General features: G+C 31.1%; 19 protein-coding genes and 1 tRNA gene. 9 read left to right on the forward strand and 11 right to left on the reverse strand.

Translation table 11 applies throughout. The annotated features are described in order from the left end of the window. Positions 1–64: 64 nt before the first annotated feature. The 3 genes from folD to TX50_RS05750 are packed head-to-tail and all read left to right on the forward strand — an operon-like array spanning position 65 to position 2,395. The gene (gene folD, locus TX50_RS05740; RefSeq protein WP_011132702.1) at positions 65–961 is read left to right on the forward strand and encodes a bifunctional methylenetetrahydrofolate dehydrogenase/methenyltetrahydrofolate cyclohydrolase FolD; all 897 of its coding nucleotides are present in this window, start codon (positions 65–67) and stop codon (positions 959–961) included. Positions 962–998: 37 nt separating this feature from the next. Next, on the forward strand, positions 999–1,901 hold the full coding sequence (locus tag TX50_RS05745) for a polyprenyl synthetase family protein (protein ID WP_011132703.1): 903 nt from the start codon (positions 999–1,001) through the stop codon (positions 1,899–1,901). Positions 1,902–1,915: 14 nt separating this feature from the next. After that, positions 1,916–2,395, forward strand: coding sequence for a divergent PAP2 family protein (locus TX50_RS05750; RefSeq protein WP_011132704.1), 480 nt, complete (start codon positions 1,916–1,918; stop codon positions 2,393–2,395). Here TX50_RS05750 and TX50_RS05755 read toward each other — a convergent pair. From TX50_RS05755 to TX50_RS05770, 4 genes are all read right to left on the reverse strand, one after another. Then, entirely contained in the window at positions 2,392–3,786 is a 1,395-nt protein-coding gene (locus tag TX50_RS05755; protein ID WP_011132705.1) for a cobyrinate a,c-diamide synthase, read from the reverse strand. The two genes, TX50_RS05750 and TX50_RS05755, sit on opposite strands and share 4 nt — an antisense overlap. A 10-nt stretch (positions 3,787–3,796) precedes the next feature. Next, positions 3,797–5,098 carry a glucose-6-phosphate dehydrogenase assembly protein OpcA gene (locus TX50_RS05760; protein ID WP_011132706.1) on the reverse strand — a complete coding sequence of 434 codons (1,302 nt, stop codon included), beginning with the start codon at positions 5,096–5,098 and terminating at the stop codon, positions 3,797–3,799. Positions 5,099–5,105: 7 nt separating this feature from the next. Beyond that, positions 5,106–6,629 (reverse strand): glucose-6-phosphate dehydrogenase, encoded by a 1,524-nt coding sequence (gene zwf / locus TX50_RS05765; protein WP_011132707.1) that lies wholly within the window; start codon positions 6,627–6,629, stop codon positions 5,106–5,108. A 113-nt stretch (positions 6,630–6,742) separates the two neighbouring features. Continuing rightward, positions 6,743–7,855: an FAD-binding oxidoreductase gene (locus tag TX50_RS05770; RefSeq protein ID WP_011132708.1), complete on the reverse strand. Its 1,113-nt coding sequence runs from the start codon at positions 7,853–7,855 to the stop codon at positions 6,743–6,745. 182 nt (positions 7,856–8,037) lie between these two features. On the opposite strand from TX50_RS05770, the gene TX50_RS05775 reads away from it, so the two are divergent. Beyond that, positions 8,038–8,574: an SRPBCC family protein gene (locus TX50_RS05775; protein ID WP_011132709.1), complete on the forward strand. Its 537-nt coding sequence runs from the start codon at positions 8,038–8,040 to the stop codon at positions 8,572–8,574. 27 nt (positions 8,575–8,601) lie between these two features. On the opposite strand, the gene TX50_RS05780 is transcribed toward TX50_RS05775, so the two are convergent. Both TX50_RS05780 and TX50_RS05785 read right to left on the reverse strand, forming a co-directional pair. Beyond that, positions 8,602–8,674: transfer RNA gene (locus tag TX50_RS05780), tRNA-Glu, on the reverse strand. A 41-nt stretch (positions 8,675–8,715) separates the two neighbouring features. Beyond that, positions 8,716–9,834, reverse strand: coding sequence for a histidine kinase (locus tag TX50_RS05785; protein ID WP_011132710.1), 1,119 nt, complete (start codon positions 9,832–9,834; stop codon positions 8,716–8,718). Between the two features lie 106 nt (positions 9,835–9,940). Here TX50_RS05785 and TX50_RS05790 point away from each other — a divergent pair, with 106 nt between their 5' ends. Both TX50_RS05790 and TX50_RS05795 read left to right on the forward strand, forming a co-directional pair. Then, positions 9,941–10,483, forward strand: coding sequence for a hypothetical protein (locus TX50_RS05790; protein ID WP_011132711.1), 543 nt, complete (start codon positions 9,941–9,943; stop codon positions 10,481–10,483). A 68-nt stretch (positions 10,484–10,551) separates the two neighbouring features. Next, positions 10,552–10,992 carry a hypothetical protein gene (locus TX50_RS05795; protein WP_011132712.1) on the forward strand — a complete coding sequence of 147 codons (441 nt, stop codon included), beginning with the start codon at positions 10,552–10,554 and terminating at the stop codon, positions 10,990–10,992. Positions 10,993–10,997: 5 nt separating this feature from the next. On the opposite strand, the gene TX50_RS05800 is transcribed toward TX50_RS05795, so the two are convergent. Then, positions 10,998–11,993 carry a ribose-phosphate pyrophosphokinase gene (locus TX50_RS05800; RefSeq protein WP_011132713.1) on the reverse strand — a complete coding sequence of 332 codons (996 nt, stop codon included), beginning with the start codon at positions 11,991–11,993 and terminating at the stop codon, positions 10,998–11,000. A gap of 249 nt (positions 11,994–12,242) precedes the next feature. On the opposite strand from TX50_RS05800, the gene malQ reads away from it, so the two are divergent. After that, on the forward strand, positions 12,243–13,763 hold the full coding sequence (malQ, locus tag TX50_RS05805) for a 4-alpha-glucanotransferase (protein WP_011132714.1): 1,521 nt from the start codon (positions 12,243–12,245) through the stop codon (positions 13,761–13,763). A gap of 15 nt (positions 13,764–13,778) precedes the next feature. Here the strand turns inward: malQ and TX50_RS05810 are convergent, their stop codons facing one another. Then, positions 13,779–14,267 (reverse strand): helix-turn-helix domain-containing protein, encoded by a 489-nt coding sequence (locus TX50_RS05810; RefSeq protein ID WP_011132715.1) that lies wholly within the window; start codon positions 14,265–14,267, stop codon positions 13,779–13,781. 109 nt (positions 14,268–14,376) lie between these two features. Beyond that, positions 14,377–16,035: an ABC1 kinase family protein gene (locus tag TX50_RS05815; RefSeq protein WP_011132716.1), complete on the reverse strand. Its 1,659-nt coding sequence runs from the start codon at positions 16,033–16,035 to the stop codon at positions 14,377–14,379. Between the two features lie 64 nt (positions 16,036–16,099). Between TX50_RS05815 and TX50_RS05820 the strand changes: the two genes are divergently transcribed. Further along, complete coding sequence (locus TX50_RS05820; protein ID WP_011132717.1) at positions 16,100–17,497, forward strand: aminotransferase class I/II-fold pyridoxal phosphate-dependent enzyme; 1,398 nt, start codon at positions 16,100–16,102, stop codon at positions 17,495–17,497. A 9-nt stretch (positions 17,498–17,506) separates the two neighbouring features. Further along, positions 17,507–18,364, forward strand: coding sequence for a phosphatidate cytidylyltransferase (locus TX50_RS05825; protein WP_011132718.1), 858 nt, complete (start codon positions 17,507–17,509; stop codon positions 18,362–18,364). 164 nt (positions 18,365–18,528) lie between these two features. Here the strand turns inward: TX50_RS05825 and TX50_RS05830 are convergent, their stop codons facing one another. Together TX50_RS05830 and TX50_RS05835 are read right to left on the reverse strand one after the other, a co-directional pair. After that, positions 18,529–19,428 (reverse strand): alpha/beta fold hydrolase, encoded by a 900-nt coding sequence (locus TX50_RS05830; RefSeq protein WP_011132719.1) that lies wholly within the window; start codon positions 19,426–19,428, stop codon positions 18,529–18,531. Between the two features lie 5 nt (positions 19,429–19,433). Beyond that, positions 19,434–20,528, reverse strand: a complete 1,095-nt coding sequence (locus TX50_RS05835) for an iron-containing alcohol dehydrogenase (RefSeq protein WP_011132720.1) — start codon at positions 20,526–20,528, stop codon at positions 19,434–19,436. Between the last annotated feature and the right edge of the window lie 11 nt (positions 20,529–20,539).

Consider the following 20,539-nt stretch of genomic DNA (forward strand, 5'->3'; position numbering starts at 1 on the left):
TAAATCGAATTGATTAATTTAAAATTATAGGCATGCTAGGAGTAAAAAGGAGAAGTTTTTCTAAATGTCATTAAAACTAGATGGTAAAAAATTATCCCTAGAAATAGAAGAAAGATTAAGAAATTATATTCTTACTAATAAAACAATTGCAAAAAGAAATCCTGGTTTGGCTGTAATAAGAATTGGCGAAGATCCCGCAAGCGGAGTTTATGTAGGTAACAAAGAAAAAGCTTGTTCAAGAGTTGGAATAAAGAGTTATATTTTTCATCTAAAAGATACAGTAGAGCAAAAAGAAGTTGAACAATTATTAAATAAATTAAATCTTGATAATAATATTGATGGAATGTTATTACAACTTCCCATATCAAAGAAATTTGATGAACAAAGATTGATAAGTTTCATTAATCCAGAAAAAGATGTAGATGGATTAAATGAGCAAAATATTGGGAAGTTAGTAAAAAATGAACAGGCAATGAGATCTTGCACACCAGCTGGGATCGTAAATTTACTAAAATCTCAAAATATTAAAATTGAAGGAAAAAAAATTGTTGTTATTGGAAGAAGTTTGTTAGTTGGGAAACCCCTATCTCTTATGATGTTGAATCTTAATGCGACGGTGACAATAACTCATTCAAAAACTATAAATTTAAATAAAATATGCAAAGAAGCAGATATATTAATCGCTGCCGCAGGAAAACCTAACCTCATAAACTCAAGTTTCGTTAAAGAGGGAGCTGTAATTATTGATGTTGGAATACATAGATTAACAAGTTCCGACAAAAGCAAAACCAGATTATGTGGAGATGTATTATTAGAAGATGTCATTCCCAAAGTATTTGCATACACCCCCGTCCCTGGGGGGGTTGGACCAATGACAGTAACAATGTTACTAGTAAATACTATTTTCAGCTGGCAAAAACAATTTGGTTTATCATCAACTCTTAATGACCTGCTGCCATAAAGCTAACGATGCAGAAAAACATTACTCAACGTAAAAAATGACAGAAGTTATAAATAATATTCCAGATTTTGAAAAATATCTAACAGACACAAAAAAAGTCGTCGAAGAAGCTCTTGATTTCTCATTAGGCCCCGAGAACCCAGAAATCCTTAGGGAATCAATGAGATATTCTCTCCTGGCTGGAGGAAAAAGGATACGTCCAATTTTATGTCTAGCTTCTTGTTCACTAGCAGGAGGTGAACCCTCTCTAGCAGTTCCTACAGCAGTTGCCATAGAAATGATTCATACCATGTCATTGATTCATGATGATTTACCTGCGATGGACAATGACGGCTTTAGAAGAGGAAGACCTACTAATCATAAAGTTTACGGCGATGCAATAGCTATTCTGGCTGGTGATGCATTACTAACGAGAGCCTTTGAAATGGTCTCATTAAGAAGCCCTGGCGTTGATTCCAATAGATTATTAAATGTAGTTGGAGAACTTTCCCTTGTAGCAGGAGCACCCGGACTAGTTGGTGGTCAAGTTGTTGATTTGGAATGCGAAGGTAAAGAAGTTGACCTCGAAACCCTTGAATATATACATCTTCATAAGACCGGTGCATTATTAAAAGCCTCTGTCAGAACTGGAGCAATGATTGCAGGAGCTAATGAAGAATTATTAAATGCCCTAACTACTTATGCAGAGGGTATTGGTTTAGCATTCCAAATAATAGATGACATCCTTGATTTAACTTCAAGTAGTGAGAAACTTGGTAAAACAGCAGGTAAAGATCTTTTAGCAGATAAAACTACTTATCCCAAATTACTTGGGATGGAAGAATCAAAGAAAAAAGCTTTCGATTTAGTGGACCAAGCTAAGAAAGCAATTGAGCCTTGGGGTTTAAATGCAAAATATTTAATCTCCTTAGCTGATTTCATTACAAATAGAGATAGGTAAAGAGTTTTTAACTTATGTCAGAATTTTCAGCTTTCTTCGATAATTCAGTTCTTTTCTGGAGTTTATTAGCTTGTTTAATAGCTCAATTTTTAAAAATTATATTTAATTTCTTTGCAACAGGAAAGGTTAGATTTGAAATTATGTTTGAAACAGGAGGGATGCCCTCAAGTCATTCTGCTTTAATAACTGGGGCTACATCAGGAATAGGTTTTCAATTAGGCTTTGATAACCCAATATTTGCATTAGCTATTGCACTTTCACTCATTGTTATGTACGACGCAAGTGGGGTTAGAAAATCAGCCGGTATTCAGGCTGCAGAGATTAACAAACTATCAAAAAAATTAGATCCCAAATCTCAAGTTGCTTTAAAAGAAACTCTTGGTCATACAAAATTTGAGGTTATTATAGGAAGTCTTTTAGGTCCAATAATCACATTACCAGGAATTGTGTTTATAGGTTCTCCTCTCAACATAATTGATTTGATAATAAATTAAGCATCTTGAGAATAATTAACTTGTGTAGCATCTACGAAGTTTTTTGCAGCTTCTTGGCAACTTGGTAAATGTAAATGAATCCAACTTGCATGTAATTTTTTATCTGACCAACCTTCTTTTTTAAATTTAGTCTCCCACGATTTAATTTCCCATGGAGAAAATAATTGGCTATGATTCTCATTCTTTTTTAAATCAAATTCTGAGGAGGCTCGTTCAACTTCCCAATAATGAAATTCATGCCCTCTAATTGTTTGATTTTGTTTAATTATTGGAGTATCTTTTAAACCCTTTATATATCTATAACCTACCGACAAATTACTTTTTTTAGACTTAAAAGGTAATATTCCGCTCATTTTATGATTAATACCATTTTCATCTTTAATTAGGTCTCCTAAGATCATCATTCCTCCACACTCTGCATAAATAAATCCTTTTTTACGGAATTCTCTTAATGACTTTAAGCTTTTATCTGAATCACTTATATGACCAGCATATTTTTCGGGAAACCCTCCTGGAATAATTAAAGATGAAGCCTCATTTGGAATTTCTTCATTATTAAAAATGCTCCATGGAATTAGTGGAATTCCTATTTCATCAAGAAAATCCCTCGTTTCAGGGTATTGAAAATGAAAGATTTTGTCCTCTGCAATTACGATAGGTTTCTTTTTATTTATTTTAAAATCTTTACAACTATTGGTATTTAATATATTTTTTTTTGAAGGAGATTTCAGAAATTTACATAGAGAAACAACATCAAGATTTTTTTCAGCAAAACCTGCAAAATAATCAACATCAATTTTTCTATCACTATCAAAGGGAGAAATTAAACCTAAATTAGCCTTGTTAACATTTATTTTTGAATCGGAAGGTAAAAACCCAAGGATTTGGATATCCTCATTTTTAAAAACTTCTGTAATTAATTTTTTATGTCTATCTGAATTCACGTTATTAAATATAATTCCTTTTATTGATAATTTATTATCAAAATCTCTAAAACCTCTAAATGTTGGAAGAAGAGAGGCTACTTGACCTTTAGCATTAACAATAAAAATTATTGGAGTATCAAGAAGTTTGGCAACATTTGCAGTACTTGAATAAGAAGTTGCACCTAATCCATCAAAAAGACCCATAGCTCCCTCTATCAATGAGAATTCATATTTCAAAGAATGCTTTAAAAAATTTTTTTGAACCCATTTTTCACCACTTAAAAAAATATCCAAATTCCGACAAATGGGTTGGCCAATTGAACTAAGTTGTTGTTGATCAAGATAATCTGGTCCCACCTTGAAAGTTTGTATTTTTATCCCTTTTGAAAAAGCCCAACAAGAAATCAAAAGAGATAAAGTAGTTTTCCCACTATCAGTTGAAGGAGAAGATATTACACAAGGCATTTAATTTCTTTTATTTATTAAAACCATTAAATATTTGAACTGCGACCTTAATAGCATTTTCAAAAAGTGGACTAGTATTTCCTCTACTACTTCCCAATAACTTACTTACATCAGATTCTGATGAAGAAAAAGAGTTTGGAACAACTTGCTCTATTAATTGCATATCAGCCATACCTCCAGCTTCAAGTCTCATACATTCAACAGATTCACACCCAAGAATTACACAAGTATTGTTTTTACGAACCTCACTAATTTTAGAAATCAACCTTAATCCAATAACTTGGCCTGAATGAATACTTGGATTTCCCAAAGGTACAGGGTTTATACATGTCAAAATATTCTCGCCATTCTTTCTTTTAAATTCTATTTTTATTAAATCTCCATGTTTATTTATTTTTGAAAATACCCATTCTAGTTTGTCACTAATCCACGAAATTAGAAGTAAAGCTTGAAGAAAATTACCTTCTGCTATATCTATATCAATATCTGAAATATGTTCTAATATAGGTCTCCTGGATGGAGGATCAAAAATCATTGCTAATGATTCACGCCAACTTTTAAGTCTTACCCAATTTAAATCATTAATAGCCTTATTTGATTTTATTGATTGATAGAGGATTTTTAAGCATCTTTTGGGCGACCCATTTGCACTATCAATAATTAACCTAATACCCTGATCTGTGAAAAAATTAAAAATTTCTTGTGATTCATCAAGGCTGCCATTCCACCATAACCAAATAGGTAAATCTTTAATAGATAGGTCATCAATAATTTTCAATCCTTTATTGTTAATAGAATTAGAGTCACCCCTTATGACGACCAAATCGCCACAGATAGGTTGAGTTATAGTGTTATCACTAAGTGGGCAATATGCAGATACAAAAGTTTTTATCTCTGATTCTTTATTTAAAGTTGGTGCTAAGGTAATTAATCTTCTAGGATTTAAAGTGCTTATTGAAGATTCAAAGAATTGCCCTCTTAAGTCTTCGTAATCTTTATTTAATAAATTTTCCTTTAACAAAGTCAATAACTCTTCACTATGTATAGAAGTAGTATGTGATAATCCTTTATCTATAATTAATTTTTTAGCAACTTTTATTATCTCTGGACTTAATGTTCCAGTAATTGGTCCACTTATTAAGCCTGATTTAACTAAACATTGTTCAAGCCATGCAGGCTGCCAGACCATCAAAGTAAAAGTATTTGCTCCAACACTTTCTTCATCTTCAGAAATCCATAATTGATTTAAATAATTAGATATTTCTTGATGAGGTAGTTCTAATGGGGTTTGAAGTGTTAATTGAGGTTTCATTATAAAATTAGGGTCTGCGCCAAAAAATATTATCTTTGGAAAGTAATTGATCTGATTCAGGAGGTCCCCAAGTCATTGATTCGTATTTATGAATAGGTAACTTCCAAGGAGCGTCTTCCATTAATTCTATTAATGGTGTATAAAGTTTCCAAGCAGCTTCTACCTCATCACTCCTTGTAAACAAGGTAGGATCTGAGAGCATGGCATCAGCCAACAACCTTACATAACCTTCGTCAGAAGGCTCTCCAAAAGATTCATCGTAAGAAAATTCCATTTCAACTGGTCTTGCTTTCATCCCAGATCCAGGTGATTTGACTTCAAATTTAAAAGTAGCTCCTTCATTAGGCTGAATCCTAAGAATAAGCTGATTTGGCGCAGGATTAATTATTGTTGATTCAAATAAATGTACTGGGACATCTTTAAATGTTAATACAATTTCCCCAAGTCTTTTCGGTAGTCTTTTACCTGTTCTTAAGAAGAAAGGAACTCCTTGCCATCGCCAATTATCAATAAATACTTTTGTTGCAATATAAGTTTCTGTTGTACTGTTCAAATTTACTCCATCTTCATCCCTATAACCTTTAAGTCTTTTAAGACTATTACCTCCTTGTGCATACTGACCTCTGACACAGCAATTCCAGGGTTCATTCTCATCGGCAAGTTTTGAAGCTTGAAGAACTTTTGCTTTTTCATTTCTTATTGCCTCAGGTTCAAATTTACCAGGAGGCTCCATCGCTGTTACAGCAAGCATTTGAGTTAAATGATTTTGGAGCATATCTCTTAAAGCCCCAGAGCTTTCATAATAACCAGCTCTATCTTCAACCCCAACAGTTTCCGATGATGTTATTTGAACACTTGAAATATAATTCCTATTCCATATAGGTTCAAAAATAGTATTAGCAAACCTCATAACAAGTATGTTTTGAACAGTCTCTTTCCCCAAATAATGATCTATTCGATATATCTGACTTTCATCTGCACAACTTTGAACGATCTTATTTAATTTCTTCGCACTTGAATAATCTCTTCCAAAGGGTTTTTCAATAACGATTCGACTTTTCTTCGGATCATCTAGTAATCCAGCAGCCTTTAGAGCCTTACATCCACTTCCATAAAAGTTTGGAGATACTGATAAGTAAAAGGTGTTATTTCCATGTGTAGCCTGTAATTTATCAATCTCATTTAATCTTTTGGAAAGTCTTACTACATGATCACTTTGCTGCAAATCAACTGGTTCGTAGAATAGATAATTTGAAAACTGTTCCCATTCCTTTTCATTGTCAGATATTTGATCAGCTAACTTACCCTTCATTTTTTCCTTAAAATCTTGATCACTCCAAGGCCTTCTTGCACATCCAACTATGGCGAATTCACTTGGGATCCTTCTTTGCAGATAAAGTTCAAATAAGGCAGGTATAAGTTTCCTATGAGTAAGATCTCCACTAGCTCCAAATATTATTAGGCATTGTGGAGATATCACTCTTTCTTGTCGCAAACCTAATCTAAGAGGATTACTTAAGGTTGAGGACATATCTTTTTATAAGTCTTATATAGATAAAATCGTCTTTTTTGGACTAATTAGCTACATTTTGTGTCTAAACCAAAAAAGTCTTTAATTTATTAAAAAAATTTTTATAGGAATATTTAATAAGTTTCTACGTGCCACCTACCAGCTTTTTTTAATTGTGGTCTTAACTCTGACCAATTTAATCCCTTCTCTTCAGCTGCTTTTGTCATAGCTTCATCTATCCCAGGTTCCATTCCTTTTAGACCACAAAGATAAATATGAGTTTTTTCATCTTCGATCATATTGAAAATTTCATTTGCAGATTCTAAAACTCTATCTTGAATATACATTCTCCCCCCTTTTGTATTTTGTTGCTCACGACTAATGGCTTTAGTATATTTAAAGTTATCTGGATATGTTTCAAGATATCTCTGTAGATCTTCCTCGTATAACAAGTTAGCTGATTTAGGAGCACCCATAAATAACCAAGCTTTCCCCTTGAAATTCCATTTATTTTTTTCTTTTTCAGTAGCTTCAAACATTCTTCTTAGATAAGCTCTCATAGGAGCTATACCCGTACCAGTAGCTAACATAACTATATTTGCATCTTCTTCATCAGGAAGTAGCATTTCTTTTCCTACAGGACCTGTAATCTTTACCTTAGCTCCTGGCTTAATATCACACAAATAAGAAGAGCAAACACCATTAATAGTTTCACCATCTTTTTCATACTGTAGTTGCCTGACACAAAGAGAAACGGTATTACCCTCGAAATCATCTCCATGTCTTGTACTAGCTATTGAATAAAGTCTTAGTTTATGTGGCTTACCATTGGCATCTTCACCTTCAGGCATAATACCAATACTTTGTCCCTCTATATAGTTTAAAAAAGGATCGCTTTCTTTAAGGTCAAATGTAATGTGATTTACTCTTCCAATAGCACCTTCTTTAAGAAGACTGTAGTTGCCAGTCACAGTTCCTTCAAATGGAGTCTTTGGTCTATATATATTAACTGGGACATCAGCATGCTTTTTCTTCAAAGGCTTCTGGGATGCAACCTTTGCAGCATCTAATGATTTCGATTCACTCTTAGATTCCACTACTTTTGCCTCAGTTTTTTTTGATTTATTTGCTTCTTCAAATTTTATAGCCCTTTTATTAAAAAAAGTCATTATGAGATAAAAAACTGATATAACAATTGGAATATGAGCTAATCCACCTGCGATAACTTTTGCTTGTGAGTAAACCATTTTTTGAACTTATTTATACTAAGAGATTATCAATTTGTATATTAATTTGTATGTGTTTTATAAAAATGGTTACGTTTTGAGATCGGAATATTTAATTATAAATCTTTCCATTTTTAAATTTTTATAAATTTTATCGGTATAGTTACACAGGAATAATTTTTTATTTAATAAAAAATTCATCTATGAATAATTCTCAAAGATCAGTAACTCATTCTCAAAATGGTGATTATAGGACAATTGAGCAGACCATGGAAAAGCTTTCTGGAGGAACAAGAAGGCTTGCTGCTCAGTTAACTACTTCTGCGACTTTCAACTCACTATGGAATGTTCTAACTGATTATGACCGCCTAAATCTCTATATCCCAAATTTGTTATCTAGTAGAAAAATTTATAAAAATAATAATAATGTTCATCTAAAACAAGTTGGTGCTCAAGATTTCCTTGGAATGAAATTTTCTGCGGAAGTTACTATTGATTTATTCGAAGAGAAAGAACTTGGTTTATTAAAATTTAGTCTAATTAAAGGAGATTTCAGAAGATTTGAAGGGAGCTGGAAAATTAAAAAAATAAAAGACACTTCAAAAAACTCATTAATTTATGATCTGACTGTACAAGGTTGTCAATGGATGCCAATAGGAATGATAGAAAAAAGGTTAAAAAAAGACCTTTCTGAAAATTTGATTGCAGTAGATAAGCAAGCAAAAGCCTCAATAAAATAAATAATTAAAATTTTGAAAATTAATTTATAGCCCCAAGGGGATTCGAACCCCTGTCGCCTCCGTGAAAGGGAGGTGTCCTAGGCCTCTAGACGATGGGGCCAAGGAAATAGCTTAATAGCTAATAAAAAATTAGGAGTAAAGCTATCCTTTCGTCAAGTGTTGTTGATCTTTGTTTTGGCCTTGCCACACTGGAACAGTAAAATGAAAGCATGAACCTTCACCAACTTCTGATACAACCCATATTCTCCCTCCATGAACTTCAACAATTCTTCTGCAAACAGATAGGCCAATACCAAATCCTGATGTTCCCTCAGATGTCTGTGGCAATCTAACTCTATCAAGAAATATTCTTTTTTGCTCACTTACTGGAATTCCAGCACCTTTGTCACAAATCGTTATTTCTACCCATTGATTTGTTTTATGAATCAATGTAATTTTAATTCTTCCAGAATTTTCTGAAAATTTAAGGGCATTTTCAATTAAGTTTAAAAATACCTGTCTCATTCTTCTTTGATCTGCATATACGCTTGGGAGATCAGATGGTATGTCAGTGTCAATTTCTATCTTCCTTAATCTCCAAAACTTTTCTAATTCAAGAATTGCCTCAGCACTTATGTTTCCTAAATCAATTTTTTGAGGATTAAAAAGAGCTTCCCATTTAGTTGTTCCAACCTCAAGAAGATCTTGAGATAAAAGTTCAATTTCTTCTAAACGTCGTTTAATTACGTCTTGCAATTTTTTTATATCAATTTGTCCTAGTTTTTGACTTTGAATAGCAAGAGTTGCTGCCGTCAGTGGCGTTCTCAATTCATGTGCAACCATTCTTAAAAGTCTTTCTTGTGATTCAATTCTTTTTGTAAGTGTTTCGTTTTCTTGTCTAAGAACCAATAATTCTTCCTCAAGGAGAAACTCTTTTTGGGTTCTGATTGAATCTATTTTAGAAGGTTGAAGATTAATACCTAAATCTTTTGTAACTCCTTCTTGTTTCCATCTAGGCAACCAAGTCTGCAACTGAACAAAAATATTACTTCCTGCAAATATTTGCTTTGGAGCTGGTGAAACCTTAATAAGAGCCGGAATAGCAACCAATCTATGCAATTCAAGCAGTTCAGGTTGTTCTGTCGGTTCAGAAATCTGAAGAGAAATCTCAAACTCGCAGTCATCAGACTCTAAATAAGATAGTAATAATTTAAGATCGCCTCTAGAAAGATGATTTCTAGCAGCTACTAATATTAATTTTAATTCTTTTTTTTCATTCAAATCATTTGCCCAGAATTTTTGATAAGCTGTTTTTGCTTATAAACACATTAAGATATTTATATATATTTTACAGTTAAGCTATCAAACATATAGACGATATTTAGAAATGGTTGCTAATATTCAAAACAATAATAATAATTACAGTGGATATACTTCCCCTGAAGTAAGCATAGATAGTAATTTAAAAAGATGGTTTTCTCGTAATATTGGACTTTGGAAATCCAATAGGACATATTTTCTCGAAGAAGAAAGGAAAACTTACAACCTTTGCATGTTCATAAATATTGAGTCTCTTGAAAATAAAAAAGAATGGGAATCTCATTATAAATTCACTTGGTATCCAGAAAAGAAATATAGTTTTTTTGATGAACATCCCAAATATAGAGAAAGAGGAGAAATGCAAGCATTTATAAAGGACCACCAATTAATAAGAGAAAAATTTTATTTAAGTGATATTGATGGAATATCCAATATTAAACAAGTTGATGAACATGAAATGATTTTCGAATCATCTTATGAAGATTGGTACATTCTTGAACACACAAGACTTATTGAGGGAGATAATTATAGATATAGAGTTATATATTCATGGAACAAAGATAAACTTAAAATAGTAGAGAATCATCATGAAATAAAAATTATTACATAAATTCTTTTAGCCTATTAAGTTTAAAAATAAAAAATGTTATCTTTAAAAAGTAAATTAAAAAATAATTTATGCTTATAAATTTGTATTCAAAAAAATTTTTTAAAATTCTAACTCTTCCTATATTTTTATACTTAACTTTTTTTGACATAACAATATTCAATAAAGAACTAAAAGCCGACAAGAAATTACAAGCGGCTACCGAGAAAGATCTTTTCTTATATAGGCAAATGGGTGCCTCTTATCTTTGTATTGCTACAAATGCTGAAGTTGATTTTGAGAAAAGTCTTGGAATAGCTAGTGCTACTTTCGCAAATGTAATTATAGGAAAGCATGAGGGCGTTATTAAAGAGTTTGGAACTGAAAAAATTGACCAAAAAAGATTATATAATGCTGGAACTTTTCAGATTGTGTCAAGTGCTCTAAATATTTGTCCTAAAAACATTCCTAAAGAAGTAAAAAATAGTTACGAGGAAAGATTAAAAGAGCTTATTAAACAAAATAAAAAATAAATTTATTATCTAAACATAGAGCTAACCGAACTTTCTTCATGAATTCTCCATATTGCCTCTCCTAACATATTTGCTACAGAAAGTACTTTTAACTGAGGAAATTCGTAATTATCAATAACTGGAATACTGTTAGTAACTATAACTTGTTCAAATAAATCTTTTGAACTTAACCTTTCATAAGAGGGTGGAGAGAAAACTGCATGAGAAGCACACGCAAAAATTCTCTTTGCACCTTCTTTTTTTAACAAATTTGCTCCGGAACAAATAGTACCTCCAGTATCAATCATGTCATCTATAAGAATAGCCGTTTTTCCCTTAACTTCTCCAATAACGGTCAAACTCTCTGCGATATTATGAGCAGATCTTCTTTTGTCAATAATCGCTAATGGAGCATCACTCATTAATTTGGCAAATGCTCTTGCTCTGGCTACTCCACCCACATCAGGAGATACAACAACAACTTCCTCCAACTTTAGAGACTCAAGATAATCAATTAAGACAGGAGATCCATATATATGATCGCAAGGAATATCAAAATATCCTTGTATTTGAGCTGAATGTAAATCCATGGCAAGAACTCTATCCACACCTGACTTCTCAAGTAAATTTGCTGTAAGCTTTGCTGTGATTGACTCTCTTCCTGAAGTTTTTCTATCCGCCCTTGCATATCCAAAATATGGAATGACCGCTGTAATTTGTCTAGCTGAAGCTCTTTTACAAGCATCAACCATAATCATCAACTCCATTAAACTATCGTTGACAGGAGCGCATGTAGGTTGAATAAGGAATACATCACAACCTCTTATAGATTGTTGAATTTGAACATAAAGTTCCCCATCAGCAAATCTTTTAGATACTAAGGGAACATTTTCAATCCCTAAATATGATGCAATTTCTTCAGCTAATTTAGGATTAGAAGTTCCACTAACTAACCTCAATCTACTATTAGTTAGATTAAAAGTCGGTTCTTCATTATCTACTGCCGTGATAAAACTTGTCACGAAATTAGCTTTAAAAATCTACTAATATCGTAGTACCTAATATTAATTTGGCAAAAATTAATTAACTTATTTATCTTTCATAGTTAAAAGAACAAGGTTTGAATATTAAATATTCCGAAATATATAATTTTGAAAGTTATAAGTAAATACAAGAAACATCAAAATTTATTTGTTAAATGATATATATTTAATTATTCTTAATTTTAGATAATAATTGATAAAAGAATTATAAAAAATCACCTTATATTAATGAGTTTAAAATCAGTTCTAAAAAATAAATCGTTAGGTATACTTGTTCATCCTTCAAGTCTTCCCGGAGGTAGTTACTGCGGGACCTTTGGAGAAGGCGCTAAAGATTGGATTAAGAAGCTTTGTAAGTATAAGATTAATCACTGGCAATTCTTACCTCTTACTCCAACAGATTCAACTGGATCTCCTTATAGTTCGCCATCCAGTTTTGCGTTAAATCCTTGGTTTCTTGATATCAATAAATTGATTGAAGAAAACTTTATCATTTCATTAAATAAAAAGGATTTACAATCAATTAATCAGAACGAAGATCATTTTGATTTTGATTATGCAAATAATTTATCGAAAAAATTAGGAGAATATCTTTTATTTGATTGGGAATCTCAATCTGAAATGAGAAAAACTGATTTTTATTTATGGAATAAAAAAAATACTTGGGTTGAAGATTATTCAATCTTTATGGTCTTAAGAGAGAAATTCAATATGTTGCCATGGTGGGAGTGGCCATTGGAGTTTAAGCAAAAGGAAAATGAATTTATAAAAACATGGATAAAAGACAAAAAAAATGAAATACTTAAAACAAAATTAATACAATGGCATCTTGATAAACAGTGGAAGGAAATCAAAGTCTTTGCCAAAACTAATGGAATTACACTAATAGGTGATTTGCCTTTTTATGTTTCAAGAGACAGTGTGGATGTATGGAGTAATAAATCACTATTTTCTATCTCTCAAAATGGAGATTTACTTTTTCAAAGTGGAGTGCCTCCTGATTATTTCTCATCTACGGGACAACTATGGGGTACTCCCACTTACTATTGGGCTAAGCACAAAAGTACAGCATTTAGATGGTGGAGAAAAAGATTTAAGAGACAATTTGAACTTGTTGACATATTAAGACTTGATCATTTTAGAGCGTTGGCTGGATATTGGAGAGTTGATGGGAATGCCCAAAATGCTATTAATGGGTCATGGATTAATTCCCCTGGGAAAGAGCTATTAAATCTTTTAAAAAAAGATTTAAAATCTGATTATCTACCTATCATTGCTGAGGATTTAGGAGTAATAACTAAAGATGTAGAGATATTAAGGGATAATTATGAATTACCTGGTATGAAGATTTTACAATTCGCATTCGATGGGAATGACAATAACCCTTATCTACCTAAAAATATCGAAAAAGAGAACTGGGTTGTTTATACAGGAACCCATGATAACGCTACCTCCACATCGTGGTGGGACTGTTTAGATATTACAATTAAAACCCATATTAAAGATAAATATAAATACTCAATTGATCCCTCTTGGAATTTAATGGAAATTGGCATGAGTACAAAAGCAAACCTTTTTATCTCTCCAATTCAAGATATCTTATCTTTGGACGATTCAAGTAGATTAAATACACCTGGTACAATTACTAACAATTGGAGATGGAAATTAAATCAAACTCTTGACGAGATAGATATGAATTTAAAAAAATATAGTGACCTTGGAAATAATTATGGGAGATTAAGCAATTAGATCATCAGATATATTTTATTTTCCTTTTTCCTCAATAATTTGAATCTCAATAATATTAATATTTGAAATAAAGTATCGATTAAGAAAAAATAGTATCAAAATTAAAAATAAAAAATAAAAAAAACTTCCCTGCCAGGAATTTAGAAAATCAAACTTTCTCAAAATTATTTTTTTTTTGTTTTTTTCGAAAGTATTTGTTTCTCTAATTTCTAACCCTACCAATGTATTATTTTCCAGAGATAAACATTTTTCCAACTTTAATAATATTGACCTTAGAAAAGGATCTCTTGGTCTAAGGTCTTCAATATTATTCTCAATTGAATTTATAGAAGATTCTGGGATTTTAGAGATATTTGATAATTCTTTAACAGAAAGATTATTTTGAGTCCTTGCTTCTTTTACTAATTTACCAAGTTCAACATATTGATCATATTTTTTACTATTATTTTGTTCCTTCAATTTTATTTTTTTATTTTTTTGAAAATTAATATTGAATAATCTCATTAAAATTTTTTTATTTGACTATTTAAATTATGCATCTAAAGGATTATTTAATTTTAATCAATTCATAAATCAAAAACTATAATTTAATGAGTTGACATCAAAGCAAACACTAAGCTGGAGATATAATGTTTTGAACAGCACTTTTAGCCAATTTTAGAGGACTAAAAGTATCTCTAAGCAAAATTAAGAGTTTTTCTGCATCTTTAAATTCCAATCTATCATCCTTAACAAGGCTTAATAAAAGGTTTTTTCTTACTTCAGATCCTTTGTTACTTACAATTAGTTTCAAACCTGCATTGGCTACTGGAATGAGATCTGCATTAATATTTTCGGTATCCTTAAATAATGTATTTAATAAACTTTCAAGCTTGTCTATCTGAATCCTTCCTTCATTATCAAATACAACTTCAAGAAGAATATTTACAATTTCATCTGAATTATCTGTTAAAAGTTTTTTTGCAATGTATGGATATGCAATTTTTAAGATCTTAAATTCAGGATCAAGTCTCAAAGCTAAACCTTCTTGACTTACAACAGCTCTAATTATTAGTGCGAACCTACTTGGAACTCTAAACGGATAAGAATACATAAGTTTTGAGAATTTATCAGTTACATTTTTTAAATTAAAATTTCCAACCTCGGCCCCAAATGCTCCCCCAAGGACCTCTTTAAGTGGTTCTACAAGTTGTTCAAGATCTTGTTCTTTGGTTAAGAAACCTAATTTCTGAAAATCTTTAGCCATAAGTAAATATTCTTGGTTAATCAAATGCACAATTGCCTTAATGAGTGTGAGTCTATCTGAATTTGTAATAGTATCCATCATCCCAAAATCAACGTATGCTAAGTGTCCATTATCTAAAGTTCCTCCTTTAAGAGCAAACATGTTTCCAGGATGAGGATCTGCATGAAAATAACCATATTCGAATAATTGCTGCAGTCCACTTATCACGCAAGTTCTAATATAAGAAGAAGGAATTAAATTATTTTGCTCTAAAATTTCTCTGTCCCTTAATTTAACTCCATCAATCCAAGATGTTGTAATAACCCTTTTTGAGGAAAAATCTTTTTCTAATTTTGGTATAAATACATTGGGATTAGATTTAAAAAGATCGGCAAACTTCAATGCATTTTTCCCTTCTTGCTCGTAATCAATTTCATCGAAAAGGGCCCTACCAAATTCATCTATTATTTCTCCAATACCAACACCTATATTAAGTGGTAAAAATGATCCGAAAGCAGTCGCTAAGATTTTTAGAATTACAATATCTCTTCTAATAAGAAAATATAAATTAGGTCTTTGTACTTTTACAGCACAAAAATTATTATTTTTTTTTCTTGCTTTATAAACTATTCCTAGACTTGCTGATGCAATAGGTTCATCTGGAAAATCATCAAATAATTCATTAGCAGGAAGTCCAAGTTCATCTTCAATTATTTTTAGAGCAATTTTATGTTTAAAAGGTGGGAGATTATCCTGTAGATTTGTAAGTTCTGTTAGCCAATCTTGCCTTACAAGATCTGGTCTAGTTGAAAGTGCTTGTCCTAATTTAATAAAACATGGACCCAAATCTGTAATAACATCAAAAAGGTATTTTGAAAGATTTTTCTGTACACTCTTACTATTACTGTTACCTTGAAATAGTATTCTTACTAAAAGAAAAATTAAAGTTAAAAGTATATATAAAACTCTTGGTAGTAATATCCATGGTCTAAGGATCAACCAAATCATATCTCCTTTAGGTGAATATTTTGAATAAGAAGTTGCCATTTACATTTAAGATATTAAAGAAGAATTTGTCTTCAACATATTCTATATGTGCCAATAATACTTTATGAGTATTTCCTCTTTTCTATCTAAAAAGTTTTTAAAATCACTTTTTTTCCCTGCCCACAATAGAGGGAAAGCTTTACCAAAAGGCTTGATTAGATTATTAAAAAAACAACCAGGTTTTTGGGATTTGCCAGAACTTCCTGAAATAGGTTCTCCATTATCTAATAGTGGATTAATACATGATGCGCAAATATCAATTTCAAAAAAAGTTAATGCAAAAAAATGTTTTTTTGGAGTAAATGGAGCATCAGGTTTGATTCAATCAGGAATAATCGCTATGGCTAATCCTGGTGAATATATTCTTATGCCAAGGAATGTTCATATAAGTGTTATTAAAGCTTGTGCTTTGCAGAATATTATCCCAATATTCTTTGACATAGAGTTTTCTAGAGTAACTGGACATTACATGCCCATCACGAAAAGATGGTTTACAAATGTATTCAATAATATAGATTTTGACAATTTTAAAATTGCAGGAGTCATATTAGTTAGTCCTTACTATCAAGGATATGCAACGGATCTTGAACCTTTAATTAAAATTTGTCATCTACATAATTTGCCTGTTTTAGTTGATGAAGCCCATGGTTCGTATTTTCTTTTTTGTGAAAACTTTAATTTACCGAAATCAGCCTTAAGATCTAAAGCTGATTTAGTAGTCCATTCATTACATAAGTCACTTAATGGACTAACTCAAACAGCAATAATTTGGCATAATGGGTATCTAGTAGAAGAAAATAAATTAATCAAAAGCATAAATTTACTGCAAACTACTAGTCCTAATTCTCTCTTGCTTTCTTCTTGTGAGGAGTCCATTAAAGACTGGCTTAATAAGGATAATCTTAATAAATACAAAAAAAGAATTTTAGAAGCAAAATCAATCTACAATGAGTTAATAAAAAAAAAGATACCTCTTATTGAAACTCAAGATCCTTTAAAAATAATACTAAATACTTCTAAAGTTGGTATTGATGGCTTTACTGCAGATAGATTTTTTTATAAAAACGGATTAATTGCTGAATTACCTGAAATGATGACGCTTACTTTTTGTCTTGGATTTTCAAATCAAAAGGATTTTACTTTTTTGTTTCAAAAATTATGGAAAAAGTTACTAATTCATACTAATAAATCTTATGGTTTGAAAGCTATAAAACCTCCTTTTAGAATAGTTCAATCACCAGAAATACCAATAGGAGTTGCTTGGAAAAGTAAGAGTATTAGCATTCCTCTAGTTGAATCTTTGGGAAAAATTTCTGGAGATATTATTTGTCCTTATCCTCCTGGAATACCTTTAATTGTACCTGGAGAGAGAATAGACAAGGAAAGAATAGATTGGATAGAAGCTCAAAGTTTGTACAACGAAGATCTGTTAAATTCTTATATAAGGGTCTTAAATAACTAAAAATCAAATATGAGATTGCGAAGTGGCTTATTAATTGGATTGTTTGGGTTAGTTGTTGTTTTATTAGGCGGATGGTATTTCACAATAGCAATTGCATTACTTACCTACATTGCACTTCTCGAATTTTTTAGAATGGCAGAATTCACAGGAATTAAACCAGCCACCAAAACTACCTTATTTTCTTGCTTCATAATTACAATTGCTACATATCTAGAAGTTATTGGATTCCTTGATAGAGAGATATACAATTCAATATTACCAATATGTTCAGTAGGAATATGCACGTGGTTATTGCTGCAGCCAAAGTCAGGCACCATTTCAGATATTGCAGCATCAATTTTCGGATTATTTTATTTAGGTTTTTTACCTAGTTATTGGATTAAATTAAGAGCAATACAATCGACTATAAATAATTCTTCCAATGGAATATTATCCTTTGAAAATATCTCAAATTCGACAGGTCTTTATTTAACATTAATTTCATGTTTATTAATTGTGGCAAGTGATATAGGTTCTTATTTTATTGGAAAGTCATTTGGGGAAAGGGCTCTTTCCCCATTATCTCCAAGTAAAACTATCGAAGGTCTGATCGGAGGAATAATATGCTCAATTTCAGTAGCAACCTTTTTTGCGTTTTTACTTAGTTGGCAGAATCCATTCTTAATTGGGATTTTATATGGAATATTAGTTTCTCTTATGGCATTAGTAGGAGATTTAATTGAATCAATGATGAAAAGAGATGCGAAAATTAAAGATTCTGGAACTTTTTTACCTGGTCATGGTGGAATACTTGATAGAATTGATAGTTACATTTTTACCCCTTCAGTTATCTATTATATAATTATAATTTTGAGGTTTTTTAATTAATTCCTAAGTATTAACTTTACAGATAAATCTATATTCACTAATTAATTTTTTTTTATTAAGATTTGACAATTAATTTTTTTTAAAGATAGAAATATTTTGTTTATATATCCTTTAAATATCAAGTTTAAATTCCATTACAAATAAAATTATTAAAAATACTTTTACTAGGTACAAAAATAATCATAAATAATCTTGCTAGATAATGATGGCAAATCTACATGTGGAAGATGACCACAATTTTTCAACCCAATAAAATTTAATTGATCTATTTGTTTTATTTTATTAATTTCTTTTTTACCGAGAATGCGATCATTCTCTCCACAAATAGTTTTAATTGAAATATTTTGCATGTATTTATATGTCCCAGCAAATCCACCACTTTTTGCAAAAGAAGCTAACGAATTTCTCCAACCGGAGCATCCTAAATGAATTGAGGCAATTTGTTCTTCCATTGAACCAACACTTTTATCTGGATATGCAAAAGCTTGTCTACAAAGACCCTTTCTTACTTGAGATAATCCTAAAAAAGACGCCCCAATCTGGTTTAGTGGGAAGGGAATATTTTTGGATTCTCCAAACAAACCCGCTGGAGATAACAGAATCATCTTATCAATGAGCTCTGGGATTTCTTTCGACAAGTTTATCGCTACTGATCCTCCCATTGAAGCTCCTACAACCATTAATTTATTTTTTAATTTAAGGGTATTAATAATATCAAGAAGATTATAAATTATTTTACGAGGATTATATTGATTGGAAGCATTCCTCGGAGTAAATCCAAATCCTAATAAATCAGGAATTATTAATTGGAATTTTTTTTTTAAAAATGGATAAATCCTCCTAAATTCAAGAAAACTACTATCAAATCCATGTAAGAAAAGGATTGGTTGACCAGTTCCTCCCATAACGACTGGAAATTCAGAAGAATTCCATTTTTCGTTAAGCTTTATCCAATTAACGTCATTAGATATATTAAATCCTAATGGATCTTGAATAGAGTTTTTGACTTTTTCAAAATAATCAATATTCAACTTATTAAGATCATTATAAATATTCTTATTCAAAGTATTTATGCTATTTTAATTTTTTGTTTTTCAAATTCTGTAATAGTTTTTATTATATCTTGCTGATTGATTTCAAAAGGCAAAAAATGAATCTCTGATTTATCCCTGCAGGTAAATTCAGCAATTTTTTGTAAATTATTATTTTCAAAAACATTTATTCCTAAGTCGGCAATAGTAGTTGGTAAATCTAATTTTCTCATTAATTCCATTAACTGTTTAATAGATTGATTAGCTAATTTATTGTTATTTTTAGTTTCTTCTAATCTCAGTTGCAATAAGATTCCTACTCCAACAATTTCACCATGTAAAGGCTTATGACTTGAAATTATCTGAGTAATAGCATTATGTATAGCATGAGCAGCTGCAGTTCTACATTTTTCTCCACCAATTCCACCAATCAATCCAGCAGTAAGTGAACATCCCTCTACAACATTACACCAAGCAACGTTATGGAATGACTGACTCTTATAAGCACTTTCTCCATTAATAAGTAATTGGTCTCTTAATACTCTTGATATTTGAATTGCTTGCTGAACGAGTCCATCTTCCACTTTTGAGCTAGTCAAAGAAGATTCGTACCATTTAGCTAATGCATCAGCTATTCCACTAGCAAGTGTCCGCTTAGGGGCTGTTTTAATAAAACCGTGATCAAGTACTAATATTTCAGGACAAGATTTCAACTCAATATCCTTGATAAATTGTCCATCTTTTGAATAAATATTTGATAATGCAGTCCAACCTGCACAAGTAGATGCACTTAAAGGGATAGTAATAGCAGGAATCGATAGAAAGTCTGCTAAAAATTTTCCTGCGTCTAAAACTTTGCCTCCACCTATAGCAATAATTGAATCGCAATTATTTTTAAGTATGATTCTTTCTATTCTTTCAAGATCTTCATAACAACAATCAAATTGTAAGTTTGATTTAATTATATGGAAATGATGATCTTGTAAGTCTTTATAAATTTGATGCCTTATTTCCTTCGTTGATAAACTTCTACCTAAAACCAAGGGACGCTTAGAAATTTTTTTTATTTGTGTCAGAGATTCTTCCCAAGCATTATTTCCCCTAAATATTTTTTCTGGAGATATTAATTGCATATCAGAGAAGC

The organism is Prochlorococcus marinus subsp. pastoris str. CCMP1986 (assembly GCF_000011465.1).
GTDB classification, from domain to species: Bacteria; Cyanobacteriota; Cyanobacteriia; order PCC-6307; family Cyanobiaceae; genus Prochlorococcus_A; species Prochlorococcus_A pastoris.